The organism is Chitinophagaceae bacterium (assembly GCA_030053935.1).
In the GTDB taxonomy this organism is placed as follows: Bacteria; Bacteroidota; Bacteroidia; order Cytophagales; family JASGCU01; genus JASGCU01.
The window spans coordinates 7009-25294 of record JASGCU010000007.1; the positions used below are offsets into that span (position 1 = coordinate 7009).

12 protein-coding genes are annotated in these 18286 nt (G+C 32.0%); 9 read left to right on the forward strand and 3 right to left on the reverse strand.

The window, feature by feature from the left end; all coding sequences use genetic code 11:
• Positions 1-166 precede the first annotated feature (166 nt).
• From QM536_01720 to alaS, 6 genes are all read left to right on the forward strand, one after another.
• Entirely contained in the window at positions 167-1069 is a 903-nt protein-coding gene (locus QM536_01720; GenBank protein MDI9355727.1) for an FKBP-type peptidyl-prolyl cis-trans isomerase, read from the forward strand.
• 110 nt (positions 1070-1179) lie between these two features.
• Positions 1180-2391, forward strand: a complete 1212-nt coding sequence (sucC, locus tag QM536_01725) for an ADP-forming succinate--CoA ligase subunit beta (protein MDI9355728.1) — start codon at positions 1180-1182, stop codon at positions 2389-2391.
• Between the two features lie 315 nt (positions 2392-2706).
• The gene (locus QM536_01730; protein ID MDI9355729.1) at positions 2707-4401 is read left to right on the forward strand and encodes an AMP-binding protein; all 1695 of its coding nucleotides are present in this window, start codon (positions 2707-2709) and stop codon (positions 4399-4401) included.
• A 36-nt stretch (positions 4402-4437) separates the two neighbouring features.
• Positions 4438-5688, forward strand: coding sequence for a pyridoxal phosphate-dependent aminotransferase family protein (locus tag QM536_01735; GenBank protein MDI9355730.1), 1251 nt, complete (start codon positions 4438-4440; stop codon positions 5686-5688).
• Positions 5689-5757: 69 nt separating this feature from the next.
• Complete coding sequence (locus QM536_01740; GenBank protein ID MDI9355731.1) at positions 5758-6366, forward strand: thymidine kinase; 609 nt, start codon at positions 5758-5760, stop codon at positions 6364-6366.
• A gap of 12 nt (positions 6367-6378) precedes the next feature.
• Positions 6379-9003, forward strand: a complete 2625-nt coding sequence (gene alaS / locus QM536_01745; protein MDI9355732.1) for an alanine--tRNA ligase — start codon at positions 6379-6381, stop codon at positions 9001-9003.
• 244 nt (positions 9004-9247) lie between these two features.
• Here alaS and QM536_01750 read toward each other — a convergent pair whose 3' ends face one another.
• The 3 genes from QM536_01750 to QM536_01760 form a co-directional block, all read right to left on the reverse strand.
• Positions 9248-10996, reverse strand: a complete 1749-nt coding sequence (locus QM536_01750; protein ID MDI9355733.1) for an aromatic amino acid ammonia-lyase — start codon at positions 10994-10996, stop codon at positions 9248-9250.
• 139 nt (positions 10997-11135) lie between these two features.
• Complete coding sequence (locus tag QM536_01755; GenBank protein MDI9355734.1) at positions 11136-11726, reverse strand: hypothetical protein; 591 nt, start codon at positions 11724-11726, stop codon at positions 11136-11138.
• Positions 11727-11868: 142 nt separating this feature from the next.
• Positions 11869-12480, reverse strand: a complete 612-nt coding sequence (locus tag QM536_01760) for a hypothetical protein (GenBank protein MDI9355735.1) — start codon at positions 12478-12480, stop codon at positions 11869-11871.
• 388 nt (positions 12481-12868) lie between these two features.
• On the opposite strand from QM536_01760, the gene QM536_01765 reads away from it, so the two are divergent.
• The 3 genes from QM536_01765 (at position 12869) to QM536_01775 (ending at position 18242) form a co-directional block, all read left to right on the forward strand.
• Positions 12869-14698 carry a cbb3-type cytochrome c oxidase subunit I gene (locus QM536_01765; protein MDI9355736.1) on the forward strand — a complete coding sequence of 610 codons (1830 nt, stop codon included), beginning with the start codon at positions 12869-12871 and terminating at the stop codon, positions 14696-14698.
• Positions 14699-14758: 60 nt separating this feature from the next.
• Positions 14759-15805, forward strand: a complete 1047-nt coding sequence (gene pdxA, locus QM536_01770; protein ID MDI9355737.1) for a 4-hydroxythreonine-4-phosphate dehydrogenase PdxA — start codon at positions 14759-14761, stop codon at positions 15803-15805.
• 85 nt (positions 15806-15890) lie between these two features.
• Positions 15891-18242 (forward strand): carboxypeptidase-like regulatory domain-containing protein, encoded by a 2352-nt coding sequence (locus QM536_01775; GenBank protein MDI9355738.1) that lies wholly within the window; start codon positions 15891-15893, stop codon positions 18240-18242.
• Positions 18243-18286: the final 44 nt, after the last annotated feature.

Below are 18286 nucleotides of genomic sequence, written 5' to 3' on the forward strand. Positions count from 1 at the left end.
ACCAGTAAAAGTTCGGATGATACTCCCTATTACTTTTAAATTACACTAATTTTTGCATTCTCAAAGTGGTGAAATAGTAATAAGTCCATAAAATCTTTCTCACCACTTTCTTTTTTATAAATCAAACACATAACACTTAATTATTATCAAACAAATTAAAAATTACATGGTAAGTCGTATTAAAATAGTAGGGATGATAGGAGCTATAAGTATAATGTATAGTTGTGCAAGTAATGAATTCACCACAAGCTCGGGAGTTAAAGTATCTTATATAAAAAAAGGAGCACCTACCGATTCAGTAGCAAATACTAATCAAATAATGTCTCTCAATATAAAATGGGTTATAGAGAAAAATAATAAAGAACTTTTTAACACATCTAAAAATGGTATCCCTATGGGCATACAATGTGATACTACTATGCAAAAGAATTTAGGAAAATTATATGATGTTTTTTCTCTTTTGAAAAAAGGAGATAGCGTTTCTTTCTCTCTTACAGCAGAAGACTTTTACGAAAAAACAATTCAATCCCCCCTTCCGGACTCTGTCGTAAAAACAGATTTTATTAAGTTCTATGTAGGAGTAGAAAACATACTATCCAGAGAAGAATTTCAACAAAAACAAGAAGCATTTTATCAACAGCAAAGAAAAAAAGAACAAGAAATGGCACAAGAAATGAATATAAAAGACGGAGTTACTATAGATGAATATTTAAAACAACAAAATATTACAGCACAAACTACTCCATCACAGCTGCGTTATGTAATTACAAAAGAAGGAACAGGGGAAAAAGCATCAGCAGGAAAAAGAGTATTAGTACATTATTCAGGATATTTATTAGACGGTACAAAATTTGATGCTTCGTATGATAGAAATGAACCATTCGAATTTATATTAGGAGCACAACAAGTTATAACTGGATGGGACGAAGGAATCGCTCTTTTGAATAAAGGAGCAAAAGCAACTCTTTATATTCCATCGGGATTAGGATACGGTTCAAGAGGGGCGGGTGGAGTTATTCCTCCTAATGCTATTCTTAAATTTGATGTAGAATTATTAGAAATTAAATAATAATATTGTATTTAAAAATATCTTTTCATGACTTGTAGATATTATAAAACTACAAGTTATGGGAAAATATAATACACTTATTTTCTCATGTTTGTATAAAAAATATACGTATGAATTTACATGAATACCAAGGAAAAACCATACTCAAAAAGTATGGAGTAACAGTAGGACAAGAATTTGTAGCCAATACCCCTGAAGAAGCCGTTGAAGCAGCAAAAAAACTACAAGATCTTACAAAAACAAATTTGTATGTAATAAAAGCACAGATACATGCGGGCGGAAGAGGAAAAGGAACTATTAAAGAAACAGGATCTAAAGGTGTCGTATTAGTAAAGTCCATAGAAGAAGTAAAAGAAGCAGCAAAAAAAATATTAGGAGGTACGCTTGTAACTTTACAAACAGGACCAGTAGGGAAAAAAGTAAATAAAATACTCATATCCGAAAATGTTTATTACGAAGGAGAATTCAATCCAAAAGAATACTACGTAGGCATCTTATTAGATAGAGATAAAGGAAAAAATGTCATCATGGCATCTACCGAAGGAGGCATTAATATTGAAGAAGTAGCGCATAAAACCCCCAATAAAATAATAAAAGAATGGATAGATCCAGGATTAGGTCTAACATCTTTTCAAGCCCGAAAAATTGCTTTCAAATTGGGATTAGAAGGAAATGCTTTCAAAGAAATGATACAATTTTTGAACGCCTTATACAATGCTTATATATCCATAGATGCTTCTTTATTTGAAATAAATCCTGTTTTAAAAACATCAGATAACAAAATTATAGCTGTAGATTCAAAAGTAACTATAGATGATAACGCTTTATTTCGTCATCCTGATTTAGCAAGTTTGAGAGATGAAACAGAAGAAGACCCTTCCGAAGTAGAAGCAGGGAAATCTGGACTGAATTATGTAAAATTAGATGGAAATGTAGGATGCATGGTAAATGGAGCAGGATTAGCAATGGCTACTATGGACATAATTAAATTATCGGGCGGACAACCTGCTAATTTTTTAGACGTAGGTGGAGGCGCAAATGCTAAAACAGTAGAAGCCGGTTTCAGAATTATCCTGAAAGACCCAAAAGTAAAAGCTATTCTCATAAATATATTTGGAGGCATAGTCCGCTGCGATAGAGTAGCAAATGGAGTAGTAGAAGCATATAAAAGTATTGGCAACGTAAAAATCCCTGTCATTGTACGCCTCCAAGGAACTAATGCAGAAGAAGGGAGTAAAATTATTCAAGAATCAGGACTAAAAGTATTTTCTGCTATTGCTTTAAAAGACGCCGCCTTAAAAGTGAAAGAATTACTTGCATAAAAAAAGAATTTTGTGTTCTATATTCTCTAACAAAACACTATAAACCTGAAATTACATCTCATAAAATGTGAAAATGAGCAAAAATAGTATCATAAAAAAAATACTCATTACACATCAAATCAGTATACAATTTTTGTAACCCTTGTTTAAGAGTTCATATAATGCTTTCAAATATAATATAGTTTGTTTAGTTGATGTTATTTACTACTTGTAAACAAGAATAAAAACATACATTGAGATAGAATTTAAATACACAAATTGTTTAAATTTCATTATTATATTAATCAATACATTATTACATTAACCAATACATATATGAATAATAATAAATACACATGGCTAAAGAATTATCCCACAGGAGTTCCGGTTGAAATAAATGCAGATGCTTTTCATTCTATCCCCGATCTTATGAAAGAATGTTTTCAGAAATATTCAAACCTTCCATCATTTGTAAATATGGGAAAAGAAATAACTTACAAAGATTTAGATACCTATAGTTTGAGATTCGCCTCATTTTTACAAAATGAACTCCATCTCAAAAAAGGAGAAAGAGTTGCTATTCAAATGCCAAATCTCCTTCAGTATCCAATAGTTATGTTTGGAGCTTTGCGTGCAGGATTAGTAGTAGTAAATAATAATCCTCTCTATACACCAAGAGAGATGCAACACCAACTCAATGATTCCGGAGCAGAAACTATCATTATATTAGAAAATTTTTGTGCCAATCTTCAACAAATAAAAGAAAACACAAAAATTAAAAACATTATTGTAACAGAAATAGGTGATATGCTCGGGGGTTTTAAAAAGCATATTGTAAATTTTGTAGTGAAGAAAGTAAAAAAAATGGTACCGAACTATAACATACCTGGTATTATAAAATTTGAAAATACTATCAACAAAAAATATGAGAGTTCCTTTACAAATATATCTATAAAAGGAGATGACTTAGCATATTTACAATATACAGGAGGAACTACAGGAGTTTCTAAAGGTGCTATGCTTACACATAGAAATATTATAGCTAATTTAGAACAAGTTTCGGCTTGGATGGCAATTAGTAATTTAGAAAACGGAAAAGAAGTAGTTATTACCGCTCTCCCTCTCTATCATATATTTGCTCTTACCTGTAACTGTTTGTGTATGTGTAAAATAGGAGCCAAAAATATCTTGATTACGAATCCTAGAGATATGCCCAATTTTTTAAAAGAATTAAAAAAATACCCTTTTTCAGTTATAACAGGTGTTAATACTTTATTTAACGGGCTTATGAATCAACCAAATTTTTTAAAATTAGATTTTTCAAAAGTTAAAATAGCACTCGGCGGAGGAATGGCAGTTCAAATACCAACTATTGAAAGATGGAAAAAACTTACTAATACATCTTTAATAGAAGGATATGGATTGACAGAAACTTCTCCCGTAGCTACTGCAAACCCTTTTAATGGAACAGATAAACCAGGGTATATTGGAATTCCTGTGCCAAGTACAGAAGTAATACTATTGAATGATGCCGGAGAAGAAGTAAAACAAGGGGAACCGGGGGAAATATGTGTGAAAGGACCTCAAGTTATGAAAGGTTATTGGCAAAGACCTGAAGAAACAGATAAAGTTTTTATTCGTGGGTACTTCAAAACAGGCGATATTGGTTTTATGGAAACAGATGGTTTTTTTAAAATTATAGATCGCAAAAAAGAAATGATATTAGTTTCAGGCTTTAATGTATATCCTAACGAAATAGAAGCGGCTATTTCACTCCATCCTAAAGTTTTAGAGGTGGGCGTAATCGGTGTTCCCGATTTACATTCTTCTGAAGTTCCTAAAGCATTTATAGTAAAAAAAGATGATTCTCTTACTGAACAAGAAATTATAGCATTTTGTCACAAAAATATAACAGGGTATAAAGTTCCTAAACATATAGAATTCACAAAAGAATTACCTAAAAGTAATGTAGGAAAGATTTTGAGAAGGGTATTAAAAGAAAATGATGAAAAGAAAAATAAATATATTTAAAATTATCATACAAAACAATATACTTAATACAATTTAATGGATATCTTTGATAAGGTACAAAAAAATAAAGGGCACTTAGGTTCACAAGCCTCATTTGACAATAATTTTTATATGTTTCCCAAATTAGAAGGTTCTATCTCTCCTCATATGCTATTTCAAGGGCATCAGATGATAAACTGGAGTTTGAATAACTATTTGGGTTTAGCAAATCATCCTGAAGTTAGAAAAATAGACGAAGAAGCTTCTAAACAGTGGGGATTAGCATATCCTATGGGAGCAAGAATGCTTACAGGAAATACAGTGCATCATGAAGAATTTGAAAAAAAACTATCCGATTTTGTAAAAAAAGAAGCATCTATGCTTCTTAATTATGGTTATCAAGGCATAATGTCTATTATAGATGCAATAGCATCAAGACATGATGTTATTGTATATGATGCAGAAAGCCATGCATGTATTATAGACGGGGTTCGACTTTTTATGGGAAAAAGATTTGCATATCCACACAATAATATAGAGAAATTAGAACATCTTTTAAAAAATGCAACAAAAATAGCATCCGAGCAAAACGGAGGAGTTTTAGTCATAACCGAAGGAGTATTTGGAATGAGTGGGAATCAAGGAAAATTAAAAGAAATTGTTGCCTTAAAACAATCTTATTCTTTTCGACTTTTAGTAGATGATGCACATGGATTTGGAACAATGGGAAAAACAGGAGCGGGAGTAGGAGAAGAACAAAACGTCCAAGAAGGAATAGATCTCTATTTTGCTACTTTTGCAAAATCTATGGCAAGTATAGGTGCTTTTATAGCAGGAGAAAAAGATGTTATTACCTATTTAAAATATAATACCCGTTCTCAAATATTTGCTAAATCTCTTCCAATGGCTTTTGTCATAGGAGGAATGAAGCGTTTAGAACTCGTAAAAACAAATCCCGAACTGCGTAAAAAACTATGGGATATAGTGCATCTCATTCAAGATGGTTTCAAAAAAAATGGATTTCACATAGGTACCACGCAATCTCCAGTAACACCAGTTCTTTTAAAAGGTGGCGTATTAGAAGCAGCAAATCTTATTAAAGATTTACGATTACAATATAAAATATTTTGCTCAGGAATTATATATCCTGTAGTTCCAAAGGATGTTATAATGCTTCGTATCATACCTACAGCAGCACACACAGTAGAAGATGTAAAAATAACTATAGATGCTTTTAAGTCTATAAAAACAAAATTAGACGCGGAAGAGTATGCAAAAGCAGGGATTGAAGGTGCTAAAATCTCTTAATAGAAACCACCAATAGTAGAAATACTTTCTTATTTTTATTACTCATAAAAAACTTCTATCAGTTAAAAAATGTTTTTAGAAACCAAACTAAAAGATATGGGGCATGAAAAAAAACATGCACACCACTATAGTGGATGGATAGAAATCGTATGCGGTCCTATGTTTTCCGGAAAAACTGAAGAACTCATAAGAAGATTAAACAGATCTATTATAGCAGGGCAAACAGTAAAAATATTTAAACCCGAAATAGATATTCGTTACGACGAACATTTTATTGTTTCCCACAATAATAGAAAAATAGAATCTATTAGTGTAAAAAAAGCATCTGAAATTATACCATTATCAGAAGAATGTCAAGTAGTAGGTATAGACGAAGCACAATTTTTTGATAAAGAAATAGTCTCAGTTTGTTCTGATCTGGCAAATTCTCAGAAAAGAGTCATAGTAGCGGGATTAGATATGGATTTTTTAGGTAACCCTTTCGGGCAAATGCCCATCCTTATGTCTATTTCAGAATACGTAACGAAAATTCAAGCAATATGTATGAAATGCGGAGAGGTAGCTTCATATTCTTTCAGATTTGTTGCTAAAAAAGAAAAAATAATGTTGGGAGCAACAGACGCATACCAAGCAAGGTGCAGAAAATGCTTTTACGAAGATATTTCACATGAAAATTAATCTATTAATTATATGAAAGCATCAGATATTAGAAATAAATTTCTCCATTTTTTTGAAAAAAAAGGGCATAAAATAGTCCCTTCGGCCCCCATTGTTATTCATAATGACCCAACCCTTATGTTTACAAATGCGGGTATGAACCAATTTAAAGATTATTTTTTGGGAAATAAAATACCCATAGCAAAACGAATGGTAGATACTCAAAAATGCTTGAGAGTTTCGGGGAAACATAATGATTTAGAAGAAGTAGGACTGGATACATATCACCATACTATGTTTGAAATGTTGGGAAATTGGTCTTTCGGAGATTATTTCAAAGAAGAAGCAATCCAATGGGGATGGGAACTACTCACAGAAGTTTATAAACTACCAAAAGAACGACTCTACGCCACAGTATTCGGAGGGGATATTGCTGAAAAATTGGAACAAGATACAGAAGCATATACTCTCTGGAAAAAATACCTCCCAGCCGAAAGAATATTATTCGGTTCTAAAAAAGATAATTTTTGGGAAATGGGTGAAACAGGACCCTGCGGACCCTGCTCCGAAATACATATAGACCTCAGGTCAGAAAACGATAGAAAAAACATATCGGGAGAAAGCTTAGTAAATACGGGAAACCCATTAGTAGTAGAGATATGGAATCTTGTCTTTATACAATATAATAGAAACTCTCAAGGACTTCTCTTACCTCTCCCCGAAAAACACGTAGACACAGGAATGGGATTAGAGCGTTTAGTTATGGCAATTCAATCGCAACAATCCAATTACGATACAGATATTTTTCAAGGGATGATACAACATATTGCCCAAAAAGCGTGCATCCTCTACGGAAAAAATACCCAAAAAGACATAGCTATAAGAGTTATCAGTGACCATATAAGGGCTATTTCTTTTACAATAGCTGATGGGCAAATTCCTTCAAACAACAAAGCTGGATATGTTGTCAGAAGAATCCTGCGAAGAGCAGTCCGATACGGCTACACTTTTTTAGAATTTCACGAACCGTTTCTGCACACTCTTGTTCCTTTGCTCGCAATCCAATTTGAAGAAGTTTTTCCCGAACTAAAAGCCCAACAGGACTTTGTGATGAAGGTTATTGCAGAAGAGGAAAATTCTTTTTTAAGAACTCTCCATAAAGGATTAAAAAAAATAGATATTGTGAAAGAACAAATGCACATTATTTCAGGTGAAGTTGCTTTTGAGCTCTACGATACATACGGATTTCCATTTGATCTTACTTGCCTTATCGCAAGAGAAAATAATCTATCTGTGGATGAAGAAGGATTTAAAACCCAAATGCAAATTCAAAAAGAAAGGTCTAAAAAAGCATCTAAAATGAATACTTCTGATTGGAATATAGTAAAAGATAATATAGAACTGTCTGTATTTGTAGGGTATGATACCTTAGAAACGGTTTCTCATATTATCCAATACAGAGAAGTTCAAGAAAAAAATAAAAAATATTTTCAAATAGTTTTGGATAAAACCCCATTTTATGCCGAAAGTGGTGGACAAATGGGAGATACTGGATCACTCATAACTTCCAAAAAAAATATACCCGTTTTCAATACCAAAAAAGAAAACGAACTTATCATTCATTATACCGATGAAATACCCGAAAACATTAGCGAACCCATTACCTGCCGAGTGGATAAAAACAAAAGAATGCTCACAGAAAATAATCATACTGCGACACATCTTTTGCATGCTGCCCTTCGAAAACTTATTGGACAGCACGTACAACAAAAAGGGTCTTTGGTAGATGAACATATTCTCAGATTTGATTTTTCACATTTTTCAAAACTCACAGCAGAGGATATAAAAAATGTAGAGCGACTGGTAAATGAAAAAATAAGAGAAAATATTCCTTTAGATGAAAAAAGAAATATACCGATTCAAAAAGCAAAAGAGATGGGGGCAATGGCACTCTTTGGAGAAAAGTACGGAGATAACGTGCGAGTAATAACTTTTGATGCAAAGTTTTCTGTGGAACTTTGTGGTGGAACTCATGTAAAAAATACGGGACAAATTGGTCTTTTTAAAATAAGATATGAAAGTTCCGTTGCCGCAGGAGTAAGAAGAATAGAAGCCACAACCGCTCAAAACTCTATCAATAGAATAGAAGAACAAGAATCGGTACTGCAAAATTTACAAGCACTTTTGCAAAATCCCAAAGATATGGTAAAAACAATAACCGAAATAATACAAGAGAAAAATACTTTGCAAAAACAAGTAGAACATTACAAACAGCAAGATATTGCGGTTCTCAAAATATCTCTGAAAAAGAACATAAAACTGCTTCATAATACTTCTGTAATTATAGAAACCATATCTATATCTGATAGAGAATCTCTGAAAAATCTTTCTTTTCAAATGAAGCAAGAAATACCATCGCTTATACTCATTCTCTTTGCAAATATAGAGCAAAAACCTTATATGAGTATTCTTTTTTCTGATGATGTAATGCAAAAATATAAGCTGAATGCGAATGCAATGGTGAAAGAATTTGCTTCTGTCATAGATGGAAACGGAGGAGGGCAAGCTTTTTTTTCTACAGCGGAGGGGAAAAATATAAGTGGTATGCCTATTCTCAAACAAAAAATAGAATATTTTATAAATAAAGCTCTTTTATAAAAACTTTCTTTCACACAAAAACGTGTTCCATTTAACTTTGGAAAAGTTTTTTTCTGTTCCCAATATAGAAAATTATAGGACATTCTCAAAACAATGAATATCAAAGGATTTTGCACTGATTATTAGAAAAATTATTCTAAATTAATTCCAAAAGAAAAACATAAGGGATCAAAAGTAGAAACTTTTACAGTAGAGAAGTATGGTAATAAACTTTCTATATTTGCTTAACAATACAAAATAAATTTTAATTCATAAGAGGCAACATTTCATCTGCCAATTTTTCAATAGTATCCATATTTTCTATTATTTGTTTTATTTCGGGAGAAAAAAATCTATCTGTTTTCCAAAAAGATGGTTCTTGAAAAGGAGGATTTATGGTTTTGAGAAGATCATAGAGTTTATTAGTAGCGATAGCATTGTTTCTTTGAAGTTTTACCTCCGCAAATTGCTCTCTTCTAATGGTAAGAGCATAAAAACCGACGATAAAATTGATAGCAATTATTTTTTCTATATTGTGTGCTATTTCTAATGCCTGTCTAGCGGCAATAGTTCCCATACTTACGTGGTCTTCTGTATTTTCACAAGTAGGTATAGAGTCCGCAGAAGCAGGATGCACCAAAACTTTATTTTCTGACACTAAAGAAGCGGCTACATATTGCAGAATCATCACTCCATTATTTACTCCCGTAGCAGAAGTAAGGAATCGGGGCAGAAAATCATTGGTATGGGAGTCCACCATTTTGTTTATTTGTCTTTCCATAATATTTCCTATTTCTGCAAGAGCAAGTTTTACATAATCCATTACCAATGCAATGGGTTGCCCGTGAAAATTACCGCCTGAAATAACTCTATTGTCTTCTGCAAAAATAAGAGGATTATCTACCGCTGCATTTAATTCGTTTTCTAATAGAAAAAGTGCGTGGTCTATGGCTGTTTTACTCGCACCTAAAACTTGAGGGATGCATCTGATAGAATAGGCATCTTGTGGTTTCCATTTTCTTTTTGCAAAATGTAAGAGAATAGATACTTCATTACTTCCATATACTTTTATAGCATCTAAAATATGCTGGGGAATTTGTTCTTGAGTATCTTTTTCTTTTCTACTAATCTCTGATAGTTCTTTTAGTAAAGGACTTGGGATTTTTTCATTATCTACGAGGTGCTGCAGAATTTCTTTTTGGGAGATATTTATGTATTCAGATTCTTTTAAAAGATGAGTAAGCCAACGAGCAATTTCGGTTTGTCCTTTATGATTTCTTATTTCATGGATTTTTGCATAAGCAAATGCGTCTTTTCTTGCACATAACCCTTCAAATACAAACGCTGAAGAAAAAGTAGCATTTTTGAGTATTCTTAATGCTTTATACAATGCAATAACACCTACAGCTGCTATTACCGTAGTTCCATTATTTAATGCTAATGCTTCTTTATATCCTAAAACAATGGGAACAAATCGTGGAATTGTATTTGCGTTGATGAGGTCTTGGGTTTTATAGGGAGTTCCTTTATATTCTACTTCTCCTTCTCCAATAAGGGCTAGCCCCATGTGAGAAAGTGGACAAAGATCCCCACTTGCACCTACGGATCCTTGTTCAGGTATGAGAGGATGTATTTTTTCGTTTAAAAAAAATTCTAATTGTCTCACCGTAGATTCTTGCACTCCCGAGTATCCTTTAAGTAAAGTATTGAGGCGGATTACCATTATTGCTCGAACTATTTCTGTAGAAAAGTTTTTTCCAACCCCACATGCGTGAGAACGAAGGAGTGGTATCTGTAATAATTGTGATTCTTCTATGCTTATTGATTTATCTACGTTAGAACCAAAACCTGTAGTAATACCATATATAATTTTTTTCTCTTTTACTTTCTGATATATATAATCTTTGCTTTTTTGTAATCTACTAGTGTCTATAGATACCCGTTCTTCTGCAATAGCAATTTTTATAACTTTTTCTAAAGAAAGATTCTCTCCATTTAATACTATATTATTCATTTTTTTATATGTTTATGTGTTTGTTGGTAACTATTTAGCTCGGTACTGAGTTGTGGTTGTTCGTATTGTTTTTTATAATAATTCCATCTCTTCGGGATTGTATTCATAAAATTCATACCTTATAATGTAATAGTTACCTTTATTTTATATAATTATAGAGTTTTGAAAATGCTTCGCCGTCTATTCCTATGGAGAAAAAAAATCCAAATTTAAAAACATCCTCCGTAGGAATATTAAGACCTTGTTGCACTACATCTCCTTCTTTTAAATTATGTCTCAAAGTAGGTACCTGCTTTATATTAAGTCCGAATCCTATCTGTACCACATCTAATTTTTGCGTTACCCCCAGAAAAAAATCTTTTAGAAAACTGGTAGTCCCTGTTCCTATTAATAATCCTGAGCTGAAAGTTTGTTTTAGGTCTTGTTTTTTCCAATCAAAAACCATTATTCCCACTGCTATAGGAAATGCTACTTCTATATTTGTTTTATTTTTATTTGTTATAATATACTCATATTGCTTATTACCGTTGTTATCAAGTTCGTTTTTTTCTCTCACTTGTAATGTATAATCATTTGTAATGATAGTAGATCCACTAAAACCTTGTATAATTCTAAATTTAGTGCGTTTATCCTTTAAAGTGATGACTTCTTTTTTGAGAATATCTATCTCTTTGTTTTGTTTTTTAAGAGAATCATTTTCTTGGTATAGTTTTTGGTTTTCTATTTGCATTTTTTGTACCATAATAGACATTGCAAGAGAATCCTGATTTTTGTTTGCAAGAGAATCCGTTTCTGCTTGCGCATAATACTTAATGAATATTAATACAAGAAGTGAGATTGGAAAAAAGTATGTTCGTTTGTGCATGAATAATTTAATATGTTGGATATTCTAATACTATTTTATCTGGATAGTATTTTTTTATAGAAATATCACGGTATATATTTCCTTGTTCTTTCATTTTTTCTATAATACTCCGTTTGATTTCTTCTTCAGGTATTTCCTTCTCTTCTATTGTATTGTGAATACTAACCCGAAAAAAACTTTCTGATTGTATATAAAATGAGTTATAATTAACTCTATTTTTTTCTTTTGCTCCATACTCTAAAAGAATCCCATAAAATTTACAAAAATCATCAGCTCCCATTTCAGAACCTTTTATTTCTACCACATTCCCTCTCATTTGTTTTGTTTCTGCTATATCTATATAGTGAAAAATTAATTTTTGAATAGAATCCTCATCGTATCCATCGTAGAAATTTCCTAATACTAAGTAATTTATAGGTTTTTCATAAAAGGTAATTTCATATTTTTTAGAAAAATTATGCCATAGATAGACAATACAAATAGCAATAATGATGAGAGAACCAATAGAAATAAAGTAATAGACCTGTAAAAGATCTCTTTCTTCTTTTGAACGTGTTTTTACTGAAAAAAAAATAAGTGCTTGGATTTTTTTATGTATAAAAGAAAATATGTGACTCATATAACTTGTGGGTTCTGGTAGTGTTTTTTATTTTGAAATGTATATGGAATAATAATTTCGTCAAAATAGGATATTTTAATTATAAAAAATGTAATATACAGAAATATATATTTTTATATGTAATTTTTTACAATAATTTTTCAGGTAGTAAGTTTTAAAACATTACAAGATTATATATCTCAATAATTACATTTTTTAATTGAATTATATACTTTTTAATACTCATTTTTTAATGATAAAATAGTTTTTTCTAAAAAAAAGTATTTTTGCTAAAAGAAAATAAAAATTATTGTAATTATAACATTATTGTAATTATAATTACATAGTTTAAAAATAATACATACAAATAAAAAATTAAATAATAGATATGAGTTCTACAAACATAAATATGGATCATAAAATACAACACAGCGATGAGCATCATGGGGATGGGGAACACCATGAACAAAGTTTTATATTTAAGTATATTTTTTCTACAGACCATAAAGTTATAGCAAAACAGTTTTTAATATCGGGGATTTTTTGGGCAATAATTGGTGGGATGTTTTCTGTTATTTTTAGGTTACAGTTAGGATTTCCTGATGCTGATTTAGGATGGCTCAGACCTCTTCTGGGAAAATGGATAACAGAAAATGGAAAATTAGATTCAGAGTTTTACTTAGCATTGGTAACAATGCATGGGACTATAATGGTATTTTTTGTATTAACTGCAGGATTGAGTGGTACTTTTAGTAATTTTTTAATACCTCTTCAGATAGGAGCGAGAGATATGGCATCTGGATTTTTAAATATGCTTTCTTATTGGTTTTTCTTTCTTTCCAGTGTTGTTATGTTTATTTCCTTATTCATTGAAACAGGACCAGCTTCTGCTGGATGGACAGTATACCCACCACTCAGTGCTTTAGAAACCGCTATATCTGGTTCCGGATTAGGTATGACGCTTTGGTTAGTTTCTATGGTATTTTTCATTGTATCATCTTTATTAGGAGGTATAAATTATATAACTACTGTAATAAATTTGAGAACTGAAGGGATGTACTTTACCCGTATGCCGCTTACTATTTGGGCTTTTTTCTTCACTGCCATTATAGGAGTACTCTCATTTCCTGTGCTTTTTTCAGCTGCATTATTATTAGTTTTTGACAGGTCTTTCGGTACCAGTTTTTATCTTTCAGATATTTATATAGGAGGAGAAGCATTATCACACGTCGGAGGAAGCCCTATTTTATACCAACATTTATTTTGGTTTTTAGGACACCCCGAAGTGTATATAGTTTTGTTACCCGCATTAGGTATAACTTCTGAAATTATTTCCACTAATTCTCGTAAACCTATTTTTGGATACAAAGCAATGATATTCTCTATGCTCGCAATAACTGTACTTTCTTTTATTGTTTGGGCACATCACATGTTTGTTTCTGGGCTAAGTCCATTTTTAGGTACCGTATTTACCATACTCACCCTCATAATTGCTGTTCCCAGCGCCGTAAAAGCATTTAACTATATCACCACCCTCTGGAAAGGAAATATAATATTTACTCCCGCAATGCTTTTTTCTATTGGATTAGTATCATTCTTTATATCAGGCGGATTAACAGGACTTATTTTAGGAAATTCCGCAATAGATATTAATTTGCACGACACTTATTTTGTAGTCGCACACTTTCACTTAGTTATGGGAAGTGCCTCTTTTTTTGGAATGGTAGCAGGAGTGTATCATTGGTTCCCTAAAATGTTTGGAAGAACAATGAATGAAACATTAGGATATATTCATTTTTGGATTACTTTTATAGGTATATACCTTGTATTTTTTCCTCTTCATTATATAGGAATAGCTGGATTTCCTCGAAGGTACTATTCTTTTACAAATTTTGATGCTTTCCAAGGATTTACTGATCTCAATACTTTTGTAAGCACCGCAGCTATTATTACATTTGCAGCACAGTTTATTTTTGTATTCAACTTCTTTTATAGTATCTTTAATGGAAAAAAAGCATCCCTTAACCCTTGGAAAAGTAATACATTAGAGTGGACAACTCCACGTATTTTAGGTCACGGGAATTGGATAGGAAATATTCCCAAAGTATATAGATGGGCTTATGACTACAGTAAACCCGGTGCAAAAGAAGACTTTATACCACAAACAGTATCTCTGAAAGATACACCCGAATCCAATCTCCCACATGAAGCAGAAAGCATCAAAAATAAACACGAATAAAATATCTACCATCTTTCTCGAACGACAGAACAGAATACATACAATGATCAAAATAAAAAAATGACAACCGAAAAAAAAATACCTATTGTAGGTATTACCATAGGAGATATAAATGGAATAGGACCAGAAATCATAATAAAATCTCTCTTAGACGAACGTATATTAGATTTTTTTACACCCGTTATCTATGGGTCTGAAGAAATATTTGATCATTACATGAAAATATTAAATATCTCGCACTTCCGTTTACATAACATAGAAACCATAACAAATATATCTCCTGGTAAAATATATATTATAAACACTCAAAACAGAAAAATACATATTCAAACAGGAAAAGAATCCCAAGAAGCAGGAAAGTACGCCCTTAGTTCTCTCCAAAAAGCTGTCCATGACCTGAAAAATAAATATATAGATGCAATCGTAACAGCACCTATATCAAAACAAAGCATGCAATCTGATGAATTTTCTTTTCCTGGCCATACAGAATACTTAGCAGAAGCATTTCAATGTAATAATTATATAATGATGATGGTAAGCGCATTTATGAAAATAGGATTAGTAACAGGGCACATCCCTATCCAACAAGTTTCTCAAAAACTTACCAAAGAATTAGTGAAACATAAAATAAAAATTATGTATAACACACTCCAAGAGGACTTTCTTATAGCAAGACCTACTATATCTGTTTTAGGACTCAACCCTCACTGCGGCGAAAAAGGACTACTCGGTAACGAAGAAAAAAATATTATAGAACCGGCTATTTTAGAACTCAAAGAAGAAAATTATACAGTGTTTGGACCATTCCCCTCCGACGGATTTTTTGGAAATCTTTTATACAAAAAATACGATGGTATTGTAGCAATGTATCACGACCAAGCACTTATTCCTTTTAAAATGCTTTCCTTTGAAACAGGCGTTAACTATACAGCAGGAATGCCTTATATAAGAACTTCTCCTGACCATGGAACTGCTTTTTCTATCGCCGGAAAAAATATTGCATCCGAACTATCTTTTAGAGAAGCAATGTTTCTTGCCACCAAACTATCAACAAACAGAAAAGAAATAAAATCTGAAAAAAAAAGAACAACACCACTCTCTCTCTAAAAAAACAGAATGATTCTTTTTTTATAATACCTATTTCTTTTAAAATATACCATGATCACCTAAAAAAACAATTGTTCTAACGTCCATGCTCTCTTACCGTGTATTTTTTTTATCTCTTCTTTTTGTAAATCAAAATATCTTTGCCCAAGAAAAAAATATACATGGAAACATACTCACAACCACAAAAAAACCTCTCCCTAATGTAACTATTAGTACACAAGACCCCAAAATAATAATTGCAGTATCTGATTCTTCTGGTTATTTTCTCATAAAAAAACAAATCCCCATTCCAACCACTCTTATTTTTCAACATGTAGGATATTATGAAAAAAAACTTTTTTATAATGGAAACAGCCCCATAGAAGTAATATTAGAAGAAGAAACAAAAATTTTGTCCGATGTAGATATAGAATCTACGAAAGAAAGGAATCAAACACAAAATTTTTTAGAAATAAACCCCAAAATGATTTTAGAAATACCCGCCCCTACTCTTGATATTTCACGCCTATTAGCTACTTTACCAGGAGTTGTCGTTACCAGTGAACTCAGCTCCGTATATTCTGTAAGAGGAGGAAGCTATGATGAAAATTTAGTATATGTAAATGATATTCCTGTGTATAGACCATTTTTAGTAAAATCAGGACAACAAGAAGGCTTAAGTTTTGTAAATTTAGATATGACCTCCTCTGTATATTTTTCAGCAGGAGGATGGCAAGCAAAATATGGAGATAAAATGGCTTCTGTTCTAAATGTTACTTATAAAAAACCCACTAAACAATCTGCATCTGTCTCTTTAGGGCTATTAGGTTCTAACGCCTATTGGGGAGGAAATATAAAAAATATCTCCATACTCATAGGATTCCGTTATAAAGATACTCGCTATCTTTTAAATACTCTCCCCACACAAGGACAGTATCTTCCTCGTTTTTTCGACATACAATCTTTTATTTCCCTCCCCCAAAAGAAGGTAAATGCACGTTATAGATACCAACTCTCTTTCTTAAATATGTATGCCCAAAATAAATATTTTACAAAACCCGAAAACGAAGCCGTAGAATTTGGAACTTTCTATAAACAAGTGAGATTTGAAGCGGGGTTCGATGGACAAGAAATTTTACAATACGAAACCATGCAAAATGCTATCAAATGGACAAATTGGTGGGATGAAAAACATAAATTAGAAGTCGTATTTTCCACAACTTATACAGAAGAAAAAGAAAATATAGAATTAGAATCAGGATACCGCCTTTGCGATGTCAATAAAAACACAGCAGATAGCGGATTCAACAAATGTCTCAATACCATAGGATTAGGAACCCAATACAAACATTCCCGTAATTCTCTCAAAGCCCTTTTCATAAATACAGACACAAGATATTCTCTATTTTGGAACTCCCAACACACCTCCGAAATGGGAGTAGAGTTTAAAAATGAAAAATTGGACGACCTCATAGACGAATATACCTTTCAAGATTCCGCCGATTTTGCAAAAATAACCCAAAAAATTGGATCAAATATATCTCTCAATAATTTCCATTATACCTTTTATATACAACACAACATACAATTAGAGGATCATTCATTTCATATAGGCATACGAAATTCTTTTAGCACATTCACAAATCAACTCCTCATAAGTCCAAGAATCCAATACACATATAATTTCGGAAATAAAAAATCCTATTCCATCGGAATATCCACAGGAGTTTACCAACAACCCCCGCTGTATAGAGAAATGCGAAGATACGACGGCTCTATAAATAGACAAATAAAAGCACAAGAATCTTATCATGGCATCATCAACCTACAAAAATATTTTAAGTGGAAAAATAAAAACTTCAAAATTATTACAGAATCTTATTGCAAATACCTAAACAACCTCATACCTTATGATATAGAAAACATAAATCTCCGCTATTTTGGAGAAAATACTGCTACAGGATGGGCTTATGGAGTTGATTTTAGAATAAATGGAGAATTTATCGCAGGAACAGATTCATGGCTGAGCATCGGAATACTAAAAACTACGGAAAACCTTTTTAATGATAAACGAGGACAAATAAGAAGACCCACAGACCAAAGGGTTACCGTAGGATTATTTTTTCAAGATTACATCCCACGAATTCCCACAGTAAAAGTATCTCTCAGCTTTTTATACGGAACGGGACTCCCCTTCGGCCCCCCAAAAAATATAGAATATAGAAACTCATTCCAAGGAAAAGATTACCAAAGATTAGACCTCGGTATTCTAAAAATATTTCCCCTCCCATACCCCTATCTCAAATCTATAACAATAAGTTTGGATATACTCAACCTCATAGGAGTCAATAATGTCATCTCCTACAACTGGATAAAAGACTTTGAAAATAACCAATATGCGATACCTAACTCTCTCTCTTCTCGATTTTTTAACTTCAAACTATCTGTCAATTTTTAATATTATCCTAAAATACAAAAACTAAAAGTGATTTTATATAAAGT